Origin of the sequence: Vibrio quintilis (assembly GCF_024529975.1) — a bacterium.
Taxonomy (GTDB): Bacteria; Pseudomonadota; Gammaproteobacteria; order Enterobacterales; family Vibrionaceae; genus Vibrio; species Vibrio quintilis.
Genome location: NZ_AP024898.1, coordinates 1,604,075 through 1,621,260, shown reverse-complemented (window position 1 = coordinate 1,621,260; position 17,186 = coordinate 1,604,075). Strand labels below are relative to the sequence as shown.

Here is a 17,186-nt window from a genome sequence, read left to right as displayed (position 1 = left end):
TTATATCAAGTGACCCTTTTAAGCCGAGGGTCACCTAGCCAACTGACGTTGTTAGTGAACCTGATTATTGTTCACACTGATTATCAGCCAGTCACACATTCATTTGTGACTGGCTTTTTTTTGTCTGTTGGTTTTCTTTCACCCGCTATTCTGTGCTGGCTGACTGGTAACAGTTTGGCTTACGGGGACAGACACCTCCGCGGGAACAAATCAGTTGTGCTTCCTTTGTAATCCCACGCTCAATCCAGTTGATATTCAATATTTTTGCAATCGTCGTTAAACGCTGGTGAATTGGCTTCGGAATTTTTGCGGCACCACCGCCGCTGATGCATGCTTCTTTCAGTGATGTTGCTATGTCTAAAGCATTCCAGCCCTGGGCTTCAAGTGCCGGATTTAAATCGATGCCGGCACATAACACCCGTGAATTTCCGGCCGGGTCAATCACATTTACGGATTCACAACAGTAGATTCTCGGTTCATCGCCGACATTCAGCAGAGATATTTGAGCGGAACTGCCAGACTGAGGGCTGGCGAGCTGGCGGAAAACTGCCCAGTGCTGACAGGGATCTTTAACCTTGCGCATATTTCCCCACGGTAGCGGGATGCCATTGCCTCTGTAAACGGCTTTGAGTTTACCTTCGCCATAAGCATCAAAGTAATGCCAGTAAGGATAAGGCGACACTGCGGTCATCCGTCTCATCGCGACAGAAGGTGAAACACCGACCTTTTCATGAACGGAAATCTCGTATCCATTCCGGTCAAGCAGCTGGCGGAATGGTACTTTGGGACACAATAATGCGCCGGCAAAGAAACTCGATTCAAAATCCCGCCATGCCTGAAGCATATCAATTGAGTTGATATCGTAAGTTGCCTGTTCAGCGGAATTCTCTTCCCAGCTGTTGGTGTGCCCGATAGAGAGCACGGTTTTGCAGCCTTCTTTACTGTGAAGAATGTTATGGCCGATATAAACGGCTAAATCATATTTGATCCGGGTTGGAAAAGGCTTCATCAGTTCATTGAGATAGATTGAGCCGGGTGGCTCAAAATAAGAAGTCACCAACCTGTTGGCTGCCAGCCCCAGTTCATCTTTGACTTCCGTTGAAGCTTCAGAGAACCAGTGAATGCTCAGCCCCAGATGATGTGCGATGTCGATCAAATCCTCAACTGTCAGATTGAGTTGTTTCTGACCAATATTCTCTGCGGCACGTTCCAGATCAGGGAAATGATTTTTCAGACTTTCCTGATGTGCCCGGATGAGCAACTGGGCAAACTGCCTGCCGGAGATGCCCGTTTGTGACAGCATTTCCGGAATTGCAATTTGCAGAATTTCTTCTGAAAACAGAAAACCGGGTTCAAGTGCCATGCCGGTAATCCCGCCACGGGTACCTTTGTTTGGCGTGATATCAACCGCTTCCGGCTGATCATCCAGAAACCAGTTGGGATCTTTTTGAAACACCTGCGCAATGACTTTCAGCATCTCAATACTTGGTACCCGCTTCCCCCGTTCTATCATTGACAGGTAAGACACCGAAGGGGCGTACTCAGGATTGATCCGGATACATCTTGCAGATAAATCTTCCATAGTCAGGTGATTTCTCTTTCTTAAGTTTCGTACTTTTGTACCCAGAAAGTGAGACTGACGAATAATACTCTTTGATAAGGCCATTTGTATAATTCACACTGTAAAATTTTTGTTGTGAAATTGTATATAGAATAGATTAGTCTAAAAGATAAGCAAAATCACATCGTGGTGAAAAAATACCCCACATGAAGTGAGGTTGTGAATGTGAATTTTAAAAAGGATGACATGAGGGGATGCATTGATGAACATGCAAATGCCAAATACCATATTTGACAGACAGCAAAGTCAGCAATTTATTACAGAGATGGTGATTTCTGTGGAATCACTGGGTGCCGGGCAGGCGAAAGAGAAACAGGCTCAGGCCAAAAGATTACTGGATAAACTTTTCCCTCTTGATGAAGGATCACATTCTGATGTCACCAGTTATGTGATTGACTATCACCACATTGTGGCTTACTTCAGTGATGGAAGACATACCGGATTACAGTATCCCAATCATTTTGTTGCCTACGTCGGTGACCGGAACGAACCAAAGCAAATCGTGTTTCGTAACGGGGATGGTTGCCATGTAGAAGTTGCTCTGGGCGCGCGCAGAGGCACCGGATGCATTGAACTGGTTGAAATTGCAGATATTCAGCTGGAAACCTGTACGCATTTAAATGCGCAGGCTTCAGAGTGTCATGCCACGTTATGTATCCGCCACTGGGTCAGCCTGGTGAAGTGTGATGAAAAAGGGCATCCACTGGTATGTAGTGAAAGCAAAGAATATCACTCCAAGGGGGATGGTGATTATCAGCTGGATGTCAGTTACGACGAAGGTTAGGCCGGAAGTAAGCGGAGTTAATTTAACATATCCTTGTTCCTGTTTTGAAGCTGTGTGGTGATTGTTCTTTTATTGTCAGTTATGACTCAGAGCATGAGTTTACTTTAACAATCATCAAAGGGGCAGAAGCAGCTTCACTTTTTTTTCTGAAACAGCGCATCTGCTTTGCGGTGAGAGATGCGCTGATTTTTTTATCTGCAGAACATAAAGTTAGCTACTGACAGCTTGTTCCTGTAATTTGGTCGCACCGCGGAGCATGGCTTCAACCAACTCGGTTGAGTTAAATTTTTCCAGTGCTTCATGTGCCCCAACCTGATGAGCCTGTTCTATACAGATTTCACTCGACAGCGACGTATGCAGGATTATATAAGCATTGCTCAGCGCCGGATCATTCTGGACTTCAAATGATAACTCGTAGCCATCCAGCCCCGGCATTTCGATATCGCTGACCAGAATATCGACGGGTGAGCCCCGCTCAGCCCGATCGCGCATCAGCTGAAGCCCTTCGGCGCCATTTTTACAGATATCGTAAGGAATATTGATGCCGTCAAGTGCATCAGACAACTGCTTTCTGGCTACTGTTGAATCATCGACCAGCAAAATATTAAACGCTTTCAGCTTTTCCCGTTCGATATCAGTCAGAATCGGGATTTTTGTGGATTCAAACTGCGGATATATTTTGGACAAGAGCAGCTCGACATCCAGCATTTGTACAATGTGATCTTCGAACCGGGTGATGCCCGTAACAAACACATGGTGTCCGGCTGTTGAAGGGGCCGGTTCGATCGCACGCCAGTTACATTCAATGATTTTTTCAATTGAACGTACCATAAAGGCGACGACAGTACGCAGACAATCGGTAACAATCAGGTAGCAGTCTTTATAATCTTCCGGAGGAATCGGATAGAAGCCGATAGCGGCAGCCATATCGATCACCGGAATCGTTAAATTTCTGATGGTGACTGTACCAATCACATTGTGATGTGAATATGGAATTTGTGTCATGGGCTGATAAGACACAATTTCACGAATTTTTAGTGTACCAATCGCAAACATCTGACGCTGACGATTGAGTGTAAACATCAGCATTCCCTGAGATTGATTCGCTTTACTTACGGTTTTACCCATGATGACTTACCTAAAGACGCTCTTATATGTAATAGTAAACGATCTGAGTTCCGGTTCAATATCAGAATTTCTCTAAACGGTCTTTTATTGATCTTATCGATTCAAATATCACTATCTCTGATAAGTTACGTTATAATCTACCGTTTTGATGGGGAGAATCTGACAATGGCCGCAACAGCTGCTGCACTGCATATACTTGTTAAACATAAAAATCAGGCGGAAGATATCCTCCGGCAATTAAAGAAAGGTGCAAAATTTCAGACACTTGCCAGAAAACACTCTTTGTGTCCTTCAGGTAAAAAGGGAGGTGATCTGGGAGAGTTTCGTCGCGGGCAAATGGTGCCGGCGTTTGACAAAGCCTGCTTTAAAGGGGAAGTCCTGACCCCGCAGCTGGTGAAAACAAAGTTTGGCTGGCATATCGTGAAAGTCTTGTACCGGACTTAACATTTCAGATTAGCTTTCAAGGTGAATGGCCTGTCCGAGGCGTGTCAGGTAATCGTGCTGCAGAATATACATGCGTTTTACATCCTGATAATGCCCGTTGATAAAAAACTCCTGTACCAGATGGCCTTCTTCTTTAAATCCTGCTTTGTTGTACAAGTGAATTGCCTTATCGTTTTCAATTGCCACATGCAGATAGATTTTGTGTAAATTGAGGATGGTAAAAGAGTAGTCCAGCGCTTTATGAATCAGGCAGGAGGCATAGCCATTGCCCTGATAGTCCGGTGCGATGATGATCTGAAATTCTGCGCTGCGGTGAATGTAATTAATCTCGATTAATTCCACCAGGCCAATTAACTGTTTATTCCGGTCTTCCACAACAAACCGTCGCTCAGCATTGTCGTGAATGTGTTTATTGTATAATTCTTCCAGTTCGTCGAAAGACTCATAAGGCTCTTCGAACCAGTAAGACATGATATTGCGGTTATTGTTGAGGTTATGAACAAACCTCAGATCATCGCGCTCCAGTGCACGAAGATAAAGTTCGTCGTTCAGCATAATCATGTGCTCCGGACCAGTTAAAAGAACTCTTCTTATTATACCCAAGCAACCTGAATCCCGCATCTTCAGGTTGCTTGGGTATATTTACTTTAGCGGGTGCCGCTTAAAAAATAAACGTGACCTGATCAGAAATATCCCGGTAAATAAGAAAAGTTAACCCAGCCCTGAATCAGAATACAGTGGCTGATAACCTATATATTGCAGCAGCACATACAACTCTTCCTGGTGTAATGCGACTTTGCGAAACAGATCAGCAAAAGACTCATCACCGCCAAAGCACTGACGAATATAATGATTGATTTCCTGAACACTATGGCCACTGGCATACATAGAACGGACCCATTGATATTCAACAGCGTGTAAGTCTTCTATTGTTGTGTGGCTGAGCGTGATAGCAGAAGCATTCAAGTGCTTTCCTTATTCATCTGATTTCACTTATTGCTATTAGATCAAATAAAAATGAAATCTTCATGACAATGACTGGCTGACATATTCCTGCTCCTTTTATCAGTTAAATATGTTAAACTGCTCACACTTTTGACTAATCTGATGTTGTTATGTCCCCCCAATCTGAATCTGATTCGCTGGTGCCGCTTGGCGTCCGCTTTATGCTTTTGTCTGCCCTTGGTTTTGCGCTGATGTCTGCCTGTGTCAAGCTGGTCGGAAAATACGGGATTCCGCTGTTTGAGATTGTGGCGGCGAGGGCGCTGGTGTCGCTGATTATCAGCTATCTGGATGTCAAACGTAAAAAAATTTCCATCTGGGGACACAATAAAAAGTGGCTGTTTGCCCGGGGAGCAGTTGGCACGGTTGCTCTGATGTGTGTCTATTATTCAGTCACGACATTGCCGCTGGCAGCGGCGACGATTCTGCAATATGTCCATCCCGTGTTTACTGCGTTGCTGGCGGTGATTTTCTTAAAAGAGCGGGTTCAGTTTGCGACCTTGATCTGTATTGTGCTGTGTTTGCTGGGGCTGTTTACTATGGTCCAGCCGGGCATGGACAGTGGCGTTGATTATCATTTGCCACTATTTAGTGTCGGTATTGCTTTGTTGGGTGCATTTGGCAGTGCGATTGCTTATGTGATTGTCAGAAAACTCAGCCGCAGCGAAGACAGCTCTGTAATTATTTTTTATTTTCCGCTGGTAGCTCTGCCGGTCTCTGTGATCCTGATGGGCAAGGATTTTGTCTGGCCGGATTTACACCTGACGCTGGTTTTAGTGTTAGTCGGTATCTTCACTCAGGTCGGGCAATATGGCCTGACCCGGGCCATGCAAACCCAGACCGCAGGAAAAGCCTCTGCTTATTCCTATATACAAATCGTTTTTTCCGGCCTGATTGGTGTGTGGGTTTTCCATGAAGTGCCGTCAGTCTGGACTTATATTGGCGGTGGACTGATTGTCTCCGGTGCCCTGATCAATGTGTTCGGGCCGCAGCTGCGGTTTTTGCGCCGGACGTGAGGGTTGTTCTGTCTCTGAAAGCAGTCTCTTTTTTGATATCCGCCTCTGAATTTGTTTGATTCAGAGGATCGGATAAAAACGACATTAATTCATCAGACTGAATGATTCATGCTGGCTGAACTGTTGTAGCTGGTGAAAGTGATAATGCGCCCGCTGGATTTGCTCTAATTCCAGCATCCAGGTGGCCGAACGCTGTGCGGCACAGAAGGCTTCAATATGCTGTAACAGCGTTTCACTGTGATCAACGATGACATCATGCACAGCTGGCCGCAATGAGAAAGGCTCCAGCACCATAAATTGCAGATAATTATAGGTTTGATTGAGCAGCTGAAATGCCGCTTCATTCTTGCCCAGCGTGTTCAGAATTTCAGACTGGTGAATCGTGGCGTTCTTAAATCCATCCAACATGCACATGAACTGGCATGGCTTGGTCGAATGTCCCGCCATCGCTGACTGCAAATGATCCGGCAGGTTTGCCAGAAAATCATGATACAGGTGAAATGCCTCCGGCCAGTGGCCTTGTTGATTAAGTTCTTCGGCCTTGACGTAATAAGTCCAGCACTGTTCTAAATTCATGGTGACTCCCGTCAGTCTGTTTGAAGTAATTAATTTAAATGAAAACCATTATCAAATGCAAATCATTATCATTTTTGTGTGAAAAACAATAATTATATCCAAGCAACCTGCATCTTCAGGTTGTTTGGGTATAAGACAAAAATCAGGACGCAATGGGATGGATAAAGAAATCTGTGTGCCGGATTTCAATATTCTGGATGGTTGCATATAAATCTGAAGTGGCTTTCCTTATACTATGCCGCAGTTATGAAATACATCAGTAAGGAAATCATATGGTTGAGCAATCCGCTGAATTATCGGCTCAGTTTGAACAGTTTTTACAACATATTGCACTGACAGATGCCCAGGAATCAGAGATCAACAGTCGTTTTGCGGCAATCCGGGATCAGTTAAAGCAACTCCCGTATGTCACCGAATGCTTTATTACCGGCGGTTATAAGAAAAAGACATTGATTCAGCCAGCATGTGATGTCGACCTGTTTGTGGTGATGTCATCTGAGCAGCGGGATGTGGTGCCGCATGTGGTGTTGAATCAGCTAAAACATGACTTGCACCATGTGTGGCCGGACAGTGTATTGCGGTTAGATAAAATGTGTATGGCGATTAATTTTGATCACTGCCGGTTTGAGCTGGTGCCGGCGGTGATGGTCGGTGATCATCATGAGCTGGGCTTTTATATTCCGCTGGCAACCAATAATAATGACTGGTCCTACGTGGGCAGCCCGCAAATCTCAGAAACCCGGCTGATTGCAGCGGATGCAAAACTGGATGGAAAGCTGCTGCCATTATTGCGGATGATGAAATACTGTAAGTATCAAAACAAGATCAACAATATTTCTTCTTATCAGATGGAGCAGGCCGCGCTGGAAACATTTGAATTTATCCGCAGTTACCGGGAAGGCATTCAGGAGTTACTTCGGGTTTACGGCTGGGTCGACAGTCCGTATCATCTGCAGTCGATGGCTGACTCTGAATTTGGTGAATTTTGTCGCAATATGTTGTTCGGTCAGGACTTTCCGGTTTAAATCCATATCGACAGTGACAGCAGGTATTATCTATGCTCAGTAAAGAGAACTTATTAAAACTGGCGCAAACTAAAATGCCGTTTGGTAAATATGCCGGACGGGTCTTGATTGATTTACCAGAGGAATATCTGCTGTGGTTTGAGCGCAAAGGTGAGTTCCCGCAGGGAGAACTCGGGGAGCTGATGCAGCTGTGTCTGGCTATTAAGATTGAAGGGCTGGACCGGCTGGTCAAACCGCTGAAACAACCGGAATAGTCCGGTTGCTTGAGTTTGTTGACAAAGTGGTTTGTTGACAAAGTAATGAGTTTCAACCGTATACCTGGTCGCTACCCAGGTATGCAGCACCATATCTCAAAAACGTATGAATATTTCCCTGTAGCTCAGATTTACTGAGCGATTTCCGTTACTTACTATACCCAAACAACCTGAAGATGCAGGGTTCAGTGAGATTTGTCAGGCTCTGAGACAAGGCACTGATTTGAAGACATAGTCATTCTACGTTGAAAATCAGTCACGCTGTATCAGAGCCTGACAAACTCACCCGCAGGGCGTGAGCTGAAAGGCACATTTCTGCGTCAAGAGAATTTGAAAGGTGGGTACATTCCTGCATTCCCTTTCCTTGAACTGTACCTTTCGGCTGCACGCTGAATCATTCATCTTCAGGTTGCTTGGGTATAAGATATTGAGCCAACAGCTTTTTCAGGCACGGGCTTGCCGATTTAGTGATTTTTTCCGCAATGGTCAGATTGTCCGATGTTTTCAGATCCGTCCTGATGCCGGAAGCGAGCAGAATCTCTGCCATCTCGCAATTATCAAACATCATCACGCCGTCGAAATAGCTTTGTCCGTCTGCAAACAGATAATTCGGATCGTAATCTTTACTTTTGATCATGTCGCGAACCGCGATCTGGTCGTTTGACATGATCTCATCCTTGAATTTCTGATGATCAAAACCGTGTGCATGGGTGGCAACGGTGGTTTTGATTGTGGGGATGATGTTTGCCTGTGTTCCAATGGTCCATAAGCCACATAACCCGGTTATACACGCAATGAAGATGGTTTTTTTCATGGCAGATTGCCTCTCTGTTTTACAGGATCTGAATGACCGGGTCAGGTGCTTTAGGTATCGCGTCTGTTACGGCCTGGTTTTGAATGCTTTGACATGCGCTTCCATTTCTTCACCAATCTGTTCACGCATTTTCATCAGCCGGATGGCTGATTCCCGTAATTCAATATCTTCAGGTGTTGTGGGCACCCACTCAGGTACGGAGCTTGGTTTGCCCAGCTCATCGACAGCAACCATAATCACGATGCAGTGTGTGGTCAGGCGCTTATCCTGAGTTCTGGGATTGCTGGCCTGAACATCAATCGCAATATGCATCGATGTCCGTCCGGTATAGACAACTTTTGCACTGACTTCGACCAGATGGCCAACGAGAATGGGCGCGACAAACCGAATGCCACCGGCATAAGCGGTAATACAATATTTCCCGCTCCAGGCGGCTGAACAGGCATAAGCGGCTAAATCGATCCATTTCATGACGGCGCCGCCGTGCACTTTTCCGCCAAAATTGACATCGCCGGGCTCGGCCAGAAAACGCAGTGTCATTTCGCGCTTATTCATATCATTCGTATCGGTCATAGATGGGTTCCTTTGTGTTGAGCTGAAGTTTCAGGATTTGTAGATAGTTTTTGAGTTCCTGAATATTTACACGCGAATACCAGCAATCGGGTGATCATGGCTGGCTCCGGTTCTTATACCAATAGCAAATCAGGGTGCGGGTGGCAATAAATCCGCAGAATAAAAAACGGGCCTGTCAATTCAGGCCCGTTTCATTTCATTGATTGCTCAAAAGGAAGTCAGAGTTGTGGCAGTGTTTCCGTCTGCTTTTTCCCGCTTTTTTTTGCTTGTTTTTCCAGCTGTGCGAGTAACTTCATCAGCGGTTTCGGATCATAATCATCCTGTGCTGAGGAATAGATGACGGATTGTAGCCGGTTGACCTCATGCTGAATTTCTTCATGGAGATTCTCCTCACCCGGGAACTGAGTGAGATGCTGATTCACCAGTTGCTGAATCCGGATGCCATCTTTTTGTTTGATCGCCTGTTTCAGCGAGGAGTGCTCCGCTTTTTTAGTCTCTGTATTTTCCGCTGTGGCTTTTGGTGTATTTGAGCGCTCACGATAGACCACAACCAACAGAATGAAAGTGACCAGCCAGAGCAGGGCAAAACCGGCGGCCAGATAAGGCCAGTAGCCTGCATCCTTCACTTTGATCTCTTTGGCCGGAGGTGCCGTTGCCGGTGCAGCGGGCGCCTGAGGCACAGACATCATGGTTTCAACCGGTTTGCCCGGCGCAACGTCGAGGTTCAGTCCGGTCAGCATTGATTTTTTCTGCTTCTTGTTGACGGAGTCCCACCAGTTCAGGCTGATACCGGGAATTTCAATATGTCCGGCCTGATTCGGAATCAACACCTGTTTGAGCGTCATCAGCGTGTCGCCGTTATCAAGGGTTTTATAGTCCGGCTTTTCTTTGTAAACCCGCAGTGAATCCGGATAACTGATTTGGATGTCCGGAATACGTTCCTGACCGAGGCCGCTGACTTGCAGCTGAATTGTCCGGGTGAGAGAATCACCGACTTTCATTGCTGCCGAAGCGGATGAAATCGGTTTTCCTTTTCCGTCGACCCAACTCTGCTTCAGGGATAAAGACGAAGTGGGTAGCCACACGCCCTGATAATTTTCTGGTTTCGGCAGTACTGTGACCGGGAAGACTTTCGGCGTAGTTTTAATCGCGTGCACTTTGGTCTGCCCGCGCATCCCGTTAAACAGCATGGTACCGGTAAAAACCGGCTCGGTGACAGAAAAATCTCCGGCTTTGGTGGCGGTGATCCGGAAGCTCTGCTCTAACACGGTGACTGCCAGCCCGTTGATAATTTCCCGGTGCTGATCCGGTTGGCTGGCCGCTTCCAGAGTGACACCTTGCGCCGATGGTGGCTGAATTTGCGGGTTTTGCATGTGGCGTGTGTCTGCTTTGAGCATGAGACGCACATGTAACAGCGTACTTTCATTGGGGTAAAGTGTTGATTTACCCAGCGTTGAATGGATTTCAACAATTTCATCATCACCGGGCAGTGTCGGATCATTGCCGACCTGAATTGCAATCGGCTGAGTTTTTTCATTGCCGACCGTGAAAGAAGGAATGGTGATAATGCCGCTGCGGGTTGCTGCAATGGAAACGTCCCACTGGCTGCGGACACTTCGGTCGCCATTAATAATGTTGACGGAAGTGCCGAAGCTGGGGCGATCGACGTAGAAATCTTTTCTCAGCGAATCCAGATTCAGGTCATCACTCGATGCTTTTTTATCGGTAATGATCTGAAGCCGGAACAGTTCATTTTTAGTGACCTTGTTTTTACTGACCGTTGCATAAGTAGATGCATAACTGGTCAGACTGATCAGTAAACCAGCCAGCATGACCAGTATTGACATCATCACTGGTTTGGTTTGTTTCTTAATGCTTACCATGCTTTACCGTTGTCCTCTGGTGGTGCTTTTTGTTGTGCCTGAAGTAATAACTGTGCGCGGAGCAGGCGACTTGGATCACGGGCATTTTCAACCTGCTCCAGTTTACGGAGTTCCGGGTCTGCCTGTTTGTTTTGGTCTTGGGTCTGTTGCATCGCAGATTCAGGTTTTGATGATTGAGATTGTTTGTCCTGTTTCGGACGGCTGGCTTTCGCCTGAGCCTGTTTGTCCTGCTTCTGTTTTTGATCTTTTGACTGAGACTGACCTTGCTGCGGGTCATTCTGTGGGTCTTTTTTCTTCTGTTCAGCGTTGGATTTTTTCTGATCAGAGGGTTGATGTTGCTGATTCTGTTGCTCAGAACCGGACTGTTGATTTTGCTGTTGCTGATCAGACTGTTTCTGGTCCGACTGGTTTTTACCGGAGGACTGTTGTTTGTTCTGATCCTGTGACTTCTGATTTTTCGGCTTGTTGTCGTTCTGGTTCTTTTTATCCTTGTTCTGCTGTTGCTGTTGCTGTTGCTGTTGCTGTTGCTGTTGCTGTTGCTGTTGCAGCGCCTTTTTCACCACATCAAGATTATGTTTTGCATCCTGATCGCCCGGCGTTTTATCCAGCACCTGCTGGTAAAGGTCAGCCGCTTTTTGCAGGTCCCCTTTTCTGGCATAGGCGTTTGCCAGATTGTATTGCTGTTTTGGGGTCGGATTTTGAATTGATGACAGAGCATCGATCGCCTGCTGATATTTACCGGCTTTGTAATACGCCGCACCTTTCCAGTCCGGGCTGGTGAAGTTTGCAGCCGCATCCTGATAGTCTTTCTGATCAAACTGCTGCTTGGCAGACTGATTTTGATTCAGCCACGGAGAAGCTGCTGCTGGTTGAGGCGTGAAAGACAAAGCGCCGACAGTCAGCCCGAGCCAGCAGAAAATAATCCCTCTTCTGAACAGCAACAGGGCGGGAATCAGCAGGAGCGGCAGCAGCCAGTAGCCGTTATTCATCCGGTCTTTGACTTTTTGTTTGCTGCTTTTTGCTAAAGTCTGCTCAAGCCTGTTGGATTGTGTGGCACGGACAATCGTTTCCACATCCTGATTACTGAGCTGCACGGAAATAAACGTACCGCCCACATCCTGAGCCAGTGACTTCATCAACGGGAAGTTGGACTTGGCAACCACAGTCTGTCCTTGTGAATTTTTCAGCAGTGAACCATTACTTTGTGGAATCGGTGCACCGGAAAGTGTGCCCATGCCTAAAATTGCCAGTTTCCAGTGAGAACCTTTCAACAGTTTCTCAATGTCTTGTTGTTCCTGCTCATCTAAATCATCTGTGATCAGAATGACTGAACCTGAACTGAGTCCGGCATTTTTCATCATGGTGATGGCGTGTTGCACACCTTTGGAGGCATCCGCGCCCGGATACGGCATAATATCCGGTGATAAATTCGGCAGCAGGTTGGCGATCGTGGCGGAATCCGTTGTCATCGGGCTGACGGTATACGCATCACCGGCATACGCGACCAGCCCTGTGACGCCTTCTTTCCATTGCCGGAGCAAATCGGCGGCTTTATAACGTGCCTGTGTTAACCTGCTGGGTTGATTATCGGTGGCAAACATGGAGCGGGACATATCCATGACCAGCACCCGCGCATGGGCATCGCCATATGCCGGGCGTAATTGTTGCTGAAAACTCGGCCCGGCCAGTGCAACAACCGCGATTGTCCAGGCGAGACCGATAACCACCAGTTTGGCGGATGACGTCTGGCCATTAAATATCCCCAGTGCCTGTGCAATATGGGGCGCTATCAGCTGCTGTTTCCGGCGGCGTTTTGCCAGCCAGACCAGCGCGGCGATTACCGGTATCAGGCCCGTCAGCCACAAGGGATAAAGAAACACAAAATCAGACATGGTTTCTCCTCACAATCACCAGTACGAGAGACAAGACAAAAGCAAATGCCAGCGGCCAGATGAACCACTCGGTTTGCGGACGCCATGTTTGTCCGGCTTTTTGTACCGGTTGAAGTTGATTAATTTTGTCGTAAATCTGAGATAGCTCCTGACTGTTGCGTGCCCGGAAGTACTGCCCGCCGGTGATCTGCGCGATTTTTGTCAAAGTTGCTTCATCGAGATCTTTTGCCGTGTTGACCTTATGTGAAAAGATAAAGTCTTTGACGACCATTTCTCCTGCTCCGACACCAATGGTGTAGATGGTAGCGTGATATTTTTTGGCAATTTCTGCCGCCCGGATCGGATCTAACACCCCGGCGGTATTACTGCCGTCACTGAGCAGAATCATGACCCGTTGCGGCGCATCGCCGTCAATGAAGGTTTTGGTCGCCAGACCAATCCCTTCACCAATCGCTGTATTGGTACCAATCAGTTTGAGAACGGTTTGATCCAGCTGTTTCTTCACCGTTTCCCGGTCAAAGGTCAGCGGCGTTTGCAAATAGGCATGGTCGGCAAACAGAACCAGCCCTAACCGGTCACCTTCACGCTTTTGAATAAACTGACCGACCACTTGCTTCACGGCTGTCAGACGATCAATGTAATCATCGCCCTGCTTCATATCTTTCTGACTCATGGAGTAAGAGAGATCGACCACCAGCATCAGATCGCGGTGTTTGGGTTGTATTGTCACCGGATCGCCCAGCCAGACAGGTCTGGTACAGGCAAATACCAGCATTCCCCAGACGAGGGCGGCCAGGATCCGGGCCAGCCAGTGACTGGGCCGGGTCATACTTCCCTCCGGAGGTAAGTATGCAAGCTGAATGGCAGCAGGTTGTTTGACGGGAGGAAGTAATCTGACAACCAGCAGCGGAAGCGGTAACAAGAACAGCATCCACCACCAGACTAATTCGATATGAGCCAAAACTTTCCTATCTCCTGTTTTTTCTTTTTGGTGGCAGCGCACCCTGTACCCAGGCACAACAGTCATTGATTAGACGTTGTGTTTCATCTGGTGTTGAGGCCTGATAAAGGGCTTGTTGCCACAGTGCTTCATTCGGTACAAAAAGTGATTGCCCCAGTTGCTGATCCAAAAATTTATACCAGTCACGGCCGGTTAAATGGGCGACTTTTTGGCGGGGGTAGTAAAACAAGGATGCCTGTCTGACCAGCTCCATCGCATCTGAAGGTGTGATTTGGCCATGTTGTGGCTGGAGTAACCGTAATGCTGTTTTTTTCGGGGCTGTCCAGCGACGATATCTGCTGACAATCCAGAGAACCAACAGAATGACAACCACAGTACATGCGATCAGACTGATCCATCCCCAACCTAAAGGCCACCATGACGGGGCCGGTGGCAGGTGCAGGGGCTTCAGATCTAGTAAATTTGAAATTGATTTAGCCATTTAAAACTTCCCGGAAAGTTGCTTCAGTAAAGGTAAACCACAGGATAATTGAGTATAAGGAATGCCTTGAGTTCTGCTCAGTAATTCTAATCTGTCTGTCTGAATCTCAAAGGCTTTCTTTATACCAGAGCGGGTTTTTCCTGCCGAGAAGTTTAACCATCGTGTCTGATGGCTGTCTGAGACTGACTCCACACCTCTGAAGGATGTTTCTCCCATTTCCAGCGGATCATAAATCTGAATCAGGCGAACCAGATTGTGTTGCCGCAACTGATTAAACAGAGAAGTCATATCATCGTGGTAGCGGGTATAGTCGCTGATGACAATCACCTCACTGCCTTTGGGAGCAAGCCGGTTGAGTGCGACCAGTGAATCTGCCATTGAATGTTCACCTGCGTTCCGGCTGGTTTGTTGCAGAATCTCCGATTGCCCTTCAATCATTTTTTGCAGCATGGTCAGAATGCTGCTTTGATGACTTTTGGGTTTGATTTCGACCCGGTGATCTCCCAAATCAATTAACGCACCAATCCGGTCTTTTTGCGTAAAAGAGAGCCATGAGACCAAGGCTGCGATATGAGCCGCCTGTACAGATTTTAACAGCAAGCGGGAACCCATATGCATATTTGCACTCAGGTCGACATAAATCACCACCGGTTTTTCCCGTTCTTCACTGAAGAGTTTGGTATGGGGTTTGCCGGTTCTGGCTGTAACCCGCCAGTCAATGGTCCGGATATCATCTCCGGCCTGATACTGGCGGACCTCAGAGAAGTCCATACCACGGCCGAGTTTACGGCTTTGATGCTGACCTGCCATCGTTGACCAGAGGCTTCTTGCCGGGGGAAGCCAGGAGACACATTGCTGTTTATAGAATAACAGTTCCTTCAGGCATAAAGTGACGCCGTTGCTGTAAGCGGGTAGTTCCATATTCTGCCTCTTATGCGCTACCAACCAGAGAAAGAATTTGGTTAATGATCTGATTCGGATGAATACCTTCGGCCTGTGCCTGATAAGTCAGCAGCAGACGATGGCGCAATACCGGGAAGGCCATGGTCTGGACATCTTCAGGGCTGACAAAGTCACGGCCATTCAACCAGGCGTGGGCACGGGCACATCGATCAAGTGCAATCGTTGCCCTTGGGCTGACGCCCATTTCAATCCACTGAGCCAGTTTTTCATCATATTGTTTTGGGTGACGTGTCGCCATGATGAGCCGGACGATATATTGTTCAATCGGCTCAGCCATATGAATATTCAAAACAGCCTGACGGGCTTTGAAAATATCTTCCTGACTGAGTTTTTCCGGTTGCGGTGCACTCACTCCCTGCGCTTCTCCGCGATTCAGACGCAAAATTGATAACTCGCTGTCTGCATCCGGGTAGTCGACATTCAGCTGAAGCAGGAAACGGTCCAGCTGTGCTTCAGGCAGCGGATAAGTGCCTTCCTGTTCAATCGGGTTTTGTGTCGCCATGACAAGGAACAGTTTTGGCAGGGGATATGTTTTTCTCCCGGCTGTGACTTGTTTCTCAGCCATCGCTTCCAGCATCGCTGCCTGAACTTTGGCCGGTGCCCGGTTGATTTCATCTGCCAGCAGCAATGAATGGAAGATGGGGCCGGGCTGAAACTTGAACTCACCGGTTTCAGGCCGGAAAATATCAGTACCGGTTAAGTCAGCCGGAAGCAGGTCCGGTGTAAACTGAATCCGGTGAAATGAACTCTCGATACAATCTGCAAGTGATTTGATTGCCCGGGTTTTAGCCAGCCCCGGAGGACCTTCCACCAAGATATGTCCATCTGCAAGAAGAGCGACTAAGACTTGTTTGACCAGTGATTCCTGGCCGATAATTTGGCTGTTTAAATAGTGCTGCAATTTTTGAAACGCTGCCGATTGCATGACAATGAATGCTCCTGGTTAAACTAAATTACTGAGGATTAGTTTGGGAAACGAAAGAAAAGTTCACTTAATTTTTACTTTATCAGCGGATAACTTGCTGAATAGAATGATTTTTATCGATAAGGTCAATCTTACCTGTCTAACTTATCAATAACGTAAATGACTTTGCCCGTTTCGTTGTGTATTTGATAGCAAACAAACACTGATTTCAACCTGTGAGTGATAAACAATCCGAATCATTTACCTTTAGAGTGTTTGGTATATTTATGACTGGAATCGATGCCATTTTATTTTTCAGCCTTGATGCATGGATTAAGAGTGAATAGTATGGCTGCCTGATTCATCAGGTGTTCAGGTGTGCTTATCACATGTGCCCTGAATGATCCTGAAAATGAAAACTAAGGCAGAGCAGATTAATGAGTGATTTAGAGAAAGCGCTTGAAGAAATGGCCGGTCAGGCACCGGAAAAGAAAGAAGAAGTGAAACTACCTTCTATTGAAGAGCAAAAAGAAGTTGTGGCGAAGTTAAAACAGCTGGAAGCAGAAGGTAAACTGACACAGGAAGTGCTTGAAAACTATTTCGGACAATTTGCTGATGATGCAGATGTGCCGGTGCATTAACGCTAATGATCCAAAAATATACCTCCCGTAAAACGAGAGGTATACCTTGGGTGCGTATATATGTTCAGCGAAGGGAACTCTGAGACCATTTAAGCGTAGTTGATGAAGTTGTATTCAGCAAATAAATTTATCAATATTTAACAATGAATTTTGTAACTTATTTATTTTTATCATAAATTATTATTCTTATCTTTCCTCCAGATAATCATTATTCAGAATCTGTC

General features: G+C 46.7%; 19 protein-coding genes. 6 read left to right on the top strand and 13 right to left on the bottom strand.

Features of this window, described 5'->3' with window-relative positions; all coding sequences use genetic code 11:
- Window positions 1-145: 145 nt before the first annotated feature.
- A complete protein-coding gene (locus OC443_RS25800) occupies window positions 146-1,666 on the bottom strand; it encodes a DUF3612 domain-containing protein (RefSeq protein WP_073579514.1) in 1,521 nt (506 codons plus the stop codon).
- Window positions 1,667-1,823: 157 nt separating this feature from the next.
- Here OC443_RS25800 and OC443_RS25795 point away from each other — a divergent pair, with 157 nt between their 5' ends.
- Window positions 1,824-2,405, top strand: coding sequence for an aldolase/citrate lyase/malate synthase family protein (locus tag OC443_RS25795; RefSeq protein WP_073579515.1), 582 nt, complete (start codon window positions 1,824-1,826; stop codon window positions 2,403-2,405).
- Window positions 2,406-2,615: 210 nt separating this feature from the next.
- Here OC443_RS25795 and OC443_RS25790 read toward each other — a convergent pair whose 3' ends face one another.
- Window positions 2,616-3,533, bottom strand: a complete 918-nt coding sequence (locus OC443_RS25790; RefSeq protein ID WP_073579516.1) for a chemotaxis protein — start codon at window positions 3,531-3,533, stop codon at window positions 2,616-2,618.
- Window positions 3,534-3,698: 165 nt separating this feature from the next.
- On the opposite strand from OC443_RS25790, the gene ppiC reads away from it, so the two are divergent.
- A complete protein-coding gene (gene ppiC / locus OC443_RS25785) occupies window positions 3,699-3,977 on the top strand; it encodes a peptidylprolyl isomerase PpiC (RefSeq protein ID WP_073579517.1) in 279 nt (92 codons plus the stop codon).
- Window positions 3,978-3,986: 9 nt separating this feature from the next.
- Here the strand turns inward: ppiC and speG are convergent, their stop codons facing one another.
- Both speG and OC443_RS25775 read right to left on the bottom strand, forming a co-directional pair.
- Window positions 3,987-4,529 (bottom strand): spermidine N1-acetyltransferase, encoded by a 543-nt coding sequence (gene speG / locus OC443_RS25780; protein WP_073579577.1) that lies wholly within the window; start codon window positions 4,527-4,529, stop codon window positions 3,987-3,989.
- Between the two features lie 159 nt (window positions 4,530-4,688).
- Window positions 4,689-4,943, bottom strand: a complete 255-nt coding sequence (locus OC443_RS25775; RefSeq protein WP_073579518.1) for a hypothetical protein — start codon at window positions 4,941-4,943, stop codon at window positions 4,689-4,691.
- 149 nt (window positions 4,944-5,092) lie between these two features.
- Between OC443_RS25775 and OC443_RS25770 the strand changes: the two genes are divergently transcribed.
- Window positions 5,093-5,995, top strand: a complete 903-nt coding sequence (locus OC443_RS25770; RefSeq protein WP_073579519.1) for a DMT family transporter — start codon at window positions 5,093-5,095, stop codon at window positions 5,993-5,995.
- Window positions 5,996-6,079: 84 nt separating this feature from the next.
- On the opposite strand, the gene OC443_RS25765 is transcribed toward OC443_RS25770, so the two are convergent.
- On the bottom strand, window positions 6,080-6,571 hold the full coding sequence (locus OC443_RS25765) for a hypothetical protein (protein ID WP_073579520.1): 492 nt from the start codon (window positions 6,569-6,571) through the stop codon (window positions 6,080-6,082).
- Between the two features lie 272 nt (window positions 6,572-6,843).
- On the opposite strand from OC443_RS25765, the gene OC443_RS25760 reads away from it, so the two are divergent.
- A complete protein-coding gene (locus tag OC443_RS25760; RefSeq protein WP_073579521.1) occupies window positions 6,844-7,596 on the top strand; it encodes an SMODS domain-containing nucleotidyltransferase in 753 nt (250 codons plus the stop codon).
- 32 nt (window positions 7,597-7,628) lie between these two features.
- Window positions 7,629-7,850 (top strand): DUF3820 family protein, encoded by a 222-nt coding sequence (locus OC443_RS25755; protein WP_073579522.1) that lies wholly within the window; start codon window positions 7,629-7,631, stop codon window positions 7,848-7,850.
- A 394-nt stretch (window positions 7,851-8,244) separates the two neighbouring features.
- Here OC443_RS25755 and OC443_RS25750 read toward each other — a convergent pair whose 3' ends face one another.
- The 8 genes from OC443_RS25750 to OC443_RS25715 all read right to left on the bottom strand — a co-directional run bounded on the left by OC443_RS25750 (window position 8,245) and on the right by OC443_RS25715 (window position 16,342).
- Window positions 8,245-8,664, bottom strand: a complete 420-nt coding sequence (locus tag OC443_RS25750) for a hypothetical protein (protein WP_073579523.1) — start codon at window positions 8,662-8,664, stop codon at window positions 8,245-8,247.
- Window positions 8,665-8,730: 66 nt separating this feature from the next.
- Window positions 8,731-9,237: an acyl-CoA thioesterase gene (locus OC443_RS25745; RefSeq protein ID WP_073579524.1), complete on the bottom strand. Its 507-nt coding sequence runs from the start codon at window positions 9,235-9,237 to the stop codon at window positions 8,731-8,733.
- Window positions 9,238-9,455: 218 nt separating this feature from the next.
- Window positions 9,456-11,120 (bottom strand): BatD family protein, encoded by a 1,665-nt coding sequence (locus OC443_RS25740; protein WP_073579525.1) that lies wholly within the window; start codon window positions 11,118-11,120, stop codon window positions 9,456-9,458.
- Window positions 11,114-13,012, bottom strand: coding sequence for a vWA domain-containing protein (locus OC443_RS25735; protein ID WP_073579526.1), 1,899 nt, complete (start codon window positions 13,010-13,012; stop codon window positions 11,114-11,116). The genes OC443_RS25740 and OC443_RS25735 overlap by 7 nt, the downstream gene beginning before the upstream one ends.
- Complete coding sequence (locus OC443_RS25730) at window positions 13,005-13,943, bottom strand: vWA domain-containing protein (RefSeq protein ID WP_370738720.1); 939 nt, start codon at window positions 13,941-13,943, stop codon at window positions 13,005-13,007. Before OC443_RS25730 ends, OC443_RS25735 begins: the two co-directional genes overlap by 8 nt.
- A 37-nt stretch (window positions 13,944-13,980) precedes the next feature.
- Window positions 13,981-14,454, bottom strand: a complete 474-nt coding sequence (locus tag OC443_RS25725; RefSeq protein ID WP_073579528.1) for a DUF4381 domain-containing protein — start codon at window positions 14,452-14,454, stop codon at window positions 13,981-13,983.
- On the bottom strand, window positions 14,455-15,375 hold the full coding sequence (locus tag OC443_RS25720) for a DUF58 domain-containing protein (protein WP_073579529.1): 921 nt from the start codon (window positions 15,373-15,375) through the stop codon (window positions 14,455-14,457). It lies immediately after the preceding gene.
- A gap of 10 nt (window positions 15,376-15,385) precedes the next feature.
- A complete protein-coding gene (locus tag OC443_RS25715; RefSeq protein ID WP_073579530.1) occupies window positions 15,386-16,342 on the bottom strand; it encodes an AAA family ATPase in 957 nt (318 codons plus the stop codon).
- Window positions 16,343-16,758: 416 nt separating this feature from the next.
- On the opposite strand from OC443_RS25715, the gene OC443_RS25710 reads away from it, so the two are divergent.
- Entirely contained in the window at window positions 16,759-16,962 is a 204-nt protein-coding gene (locus OC443_RS25710) for a chromosome partitioning protein ParA (protein ID WP_073579531.1), read from the top strand.
- Window positions 16,963-17,186: the final 224 nt, after the last annotated feature.

Excerpts from the sequence above, each read along its gene's own strand:
- OC443_RS25730 (WP_370738720.1), bottom strand. The coding sequence starts at position 13,943 with ATGCTGTTCTTGTTACCGCTTCCGCTGCTGGTTGTCAGATTACTTCCT.
- OC443_RS25755 (WP_073579522.1), top strand. The coding sequence starts at position 7,629 with ATGCTCAGTAAAGAGAACTTATTAAAACTGGCGCAAACTAAAATGCCG.
- OC443_RS25750 (WP_073579523.1), bottom strand. The coding sequence starts at position 8,664 with ATGAAAAAAACCATCTTCATTGCGTGTATAACCGGGTTATGTGGCTTA.
- OC443_RS25745 (WP_073579524.1), bottom strand. The coding sequence starts at position 9,237 with ATGACCGATACGAATGATATGAATAAGCGCGAAATGACACTGCGTTTT.
- OC443_RS25765 (WP_073579520.1), bottom strand. The coding sequence starts at position 6,571 with ATGAATTTAGAACAGTGCTGGACTTATTACGTCAAGGCCGAAGAACTT.
- OC443_RS25710 (WP_073579531.1), top strand. The coding sequence starts at position 16,759 with ATGAGTGATTTAGAGAAAGCGCTTGAAGAAATGGCCGGTCAGGCACCG.
- OC443_RS25760 (WP_073579521.1), top strand. The coding sequence starts at position 6,844 with ATGGTTGAGCAATCCGCTGAATTATCGGCTCAGTTTGAACAGTTTTTA.
- OC443_RS25800 (WP_073579514.1), bottom strand. The coding sequence starts at position 1,666 with ATGGCCTTATCAAAGAGTATTATTCGTCAGTCTCACTTTCTGGGTACA.
- OC443_RS25770 (WP_073579519.1), top strand. The coding sequence starts at position 5,093 with ATGTCCCCCCAATCTGAATCTGATTCGCTGGTGCCGCTTGGCGTCCGC.
- OC443_RS25725 (WP_073579528.1), bottom strand. The coding sequence starts at position 14,454 with ATGGCTAAATCAATTTCAAATTTACTAGATCTGAAGCCCCTGCACCTG.
- OC443_RS25720 (WP_073579529.1), bottom strand. The coding sequence starts at position 15,375 with ATGGAACTACCCGCTTACAGCAACGGCGTCACTTTATGCCTGAAGGAA.
- OC443_RS25715 (WP_073579530.1), bottom strand. The coding sequence starts at position 16,342 with ATGCAATCGGCAGCGTTTCAAAAATTGCAGCACTATTTAAACAGCCAA.
- OC443_RS25790 (WP_073579516.1), bottom strand. The coding sequence starts at position 3,533 with ATGGGTAAAACCGTAAGTAAAGCGAATCAATCTCAGGGAATGCTGATG.
- OC443_RS25740 (WP_073579525.1), bottom strand. The coding sequence starts at position 11,120 with ATGGTAAGCATTAAGAAACAAACCAAACCAGTGATGATGTCAATACTG.
- ppiC (WP_073579517.1), top strand. The coding sequence starts at position 3,699 with ATGGCCGCAACAGCTGCTGCACTGCATATACTTGTTAAACATAAAAAT.
- OC443_RS25735 (WP_073579526.1), bottom strand. The coding sequence starts at position 13,012 with ATGTCTGATTTTGTGTTTCTTTATCCCTTGTGGCTGACGGGCCTGATA.
- OC443_RS25795 (WP_073579515.1), top strand. The coding sequence starts at position 1,824 with ATGAACATGCAAATGCCAAATACCATATTTGACAGACAGCAAAGTCAG.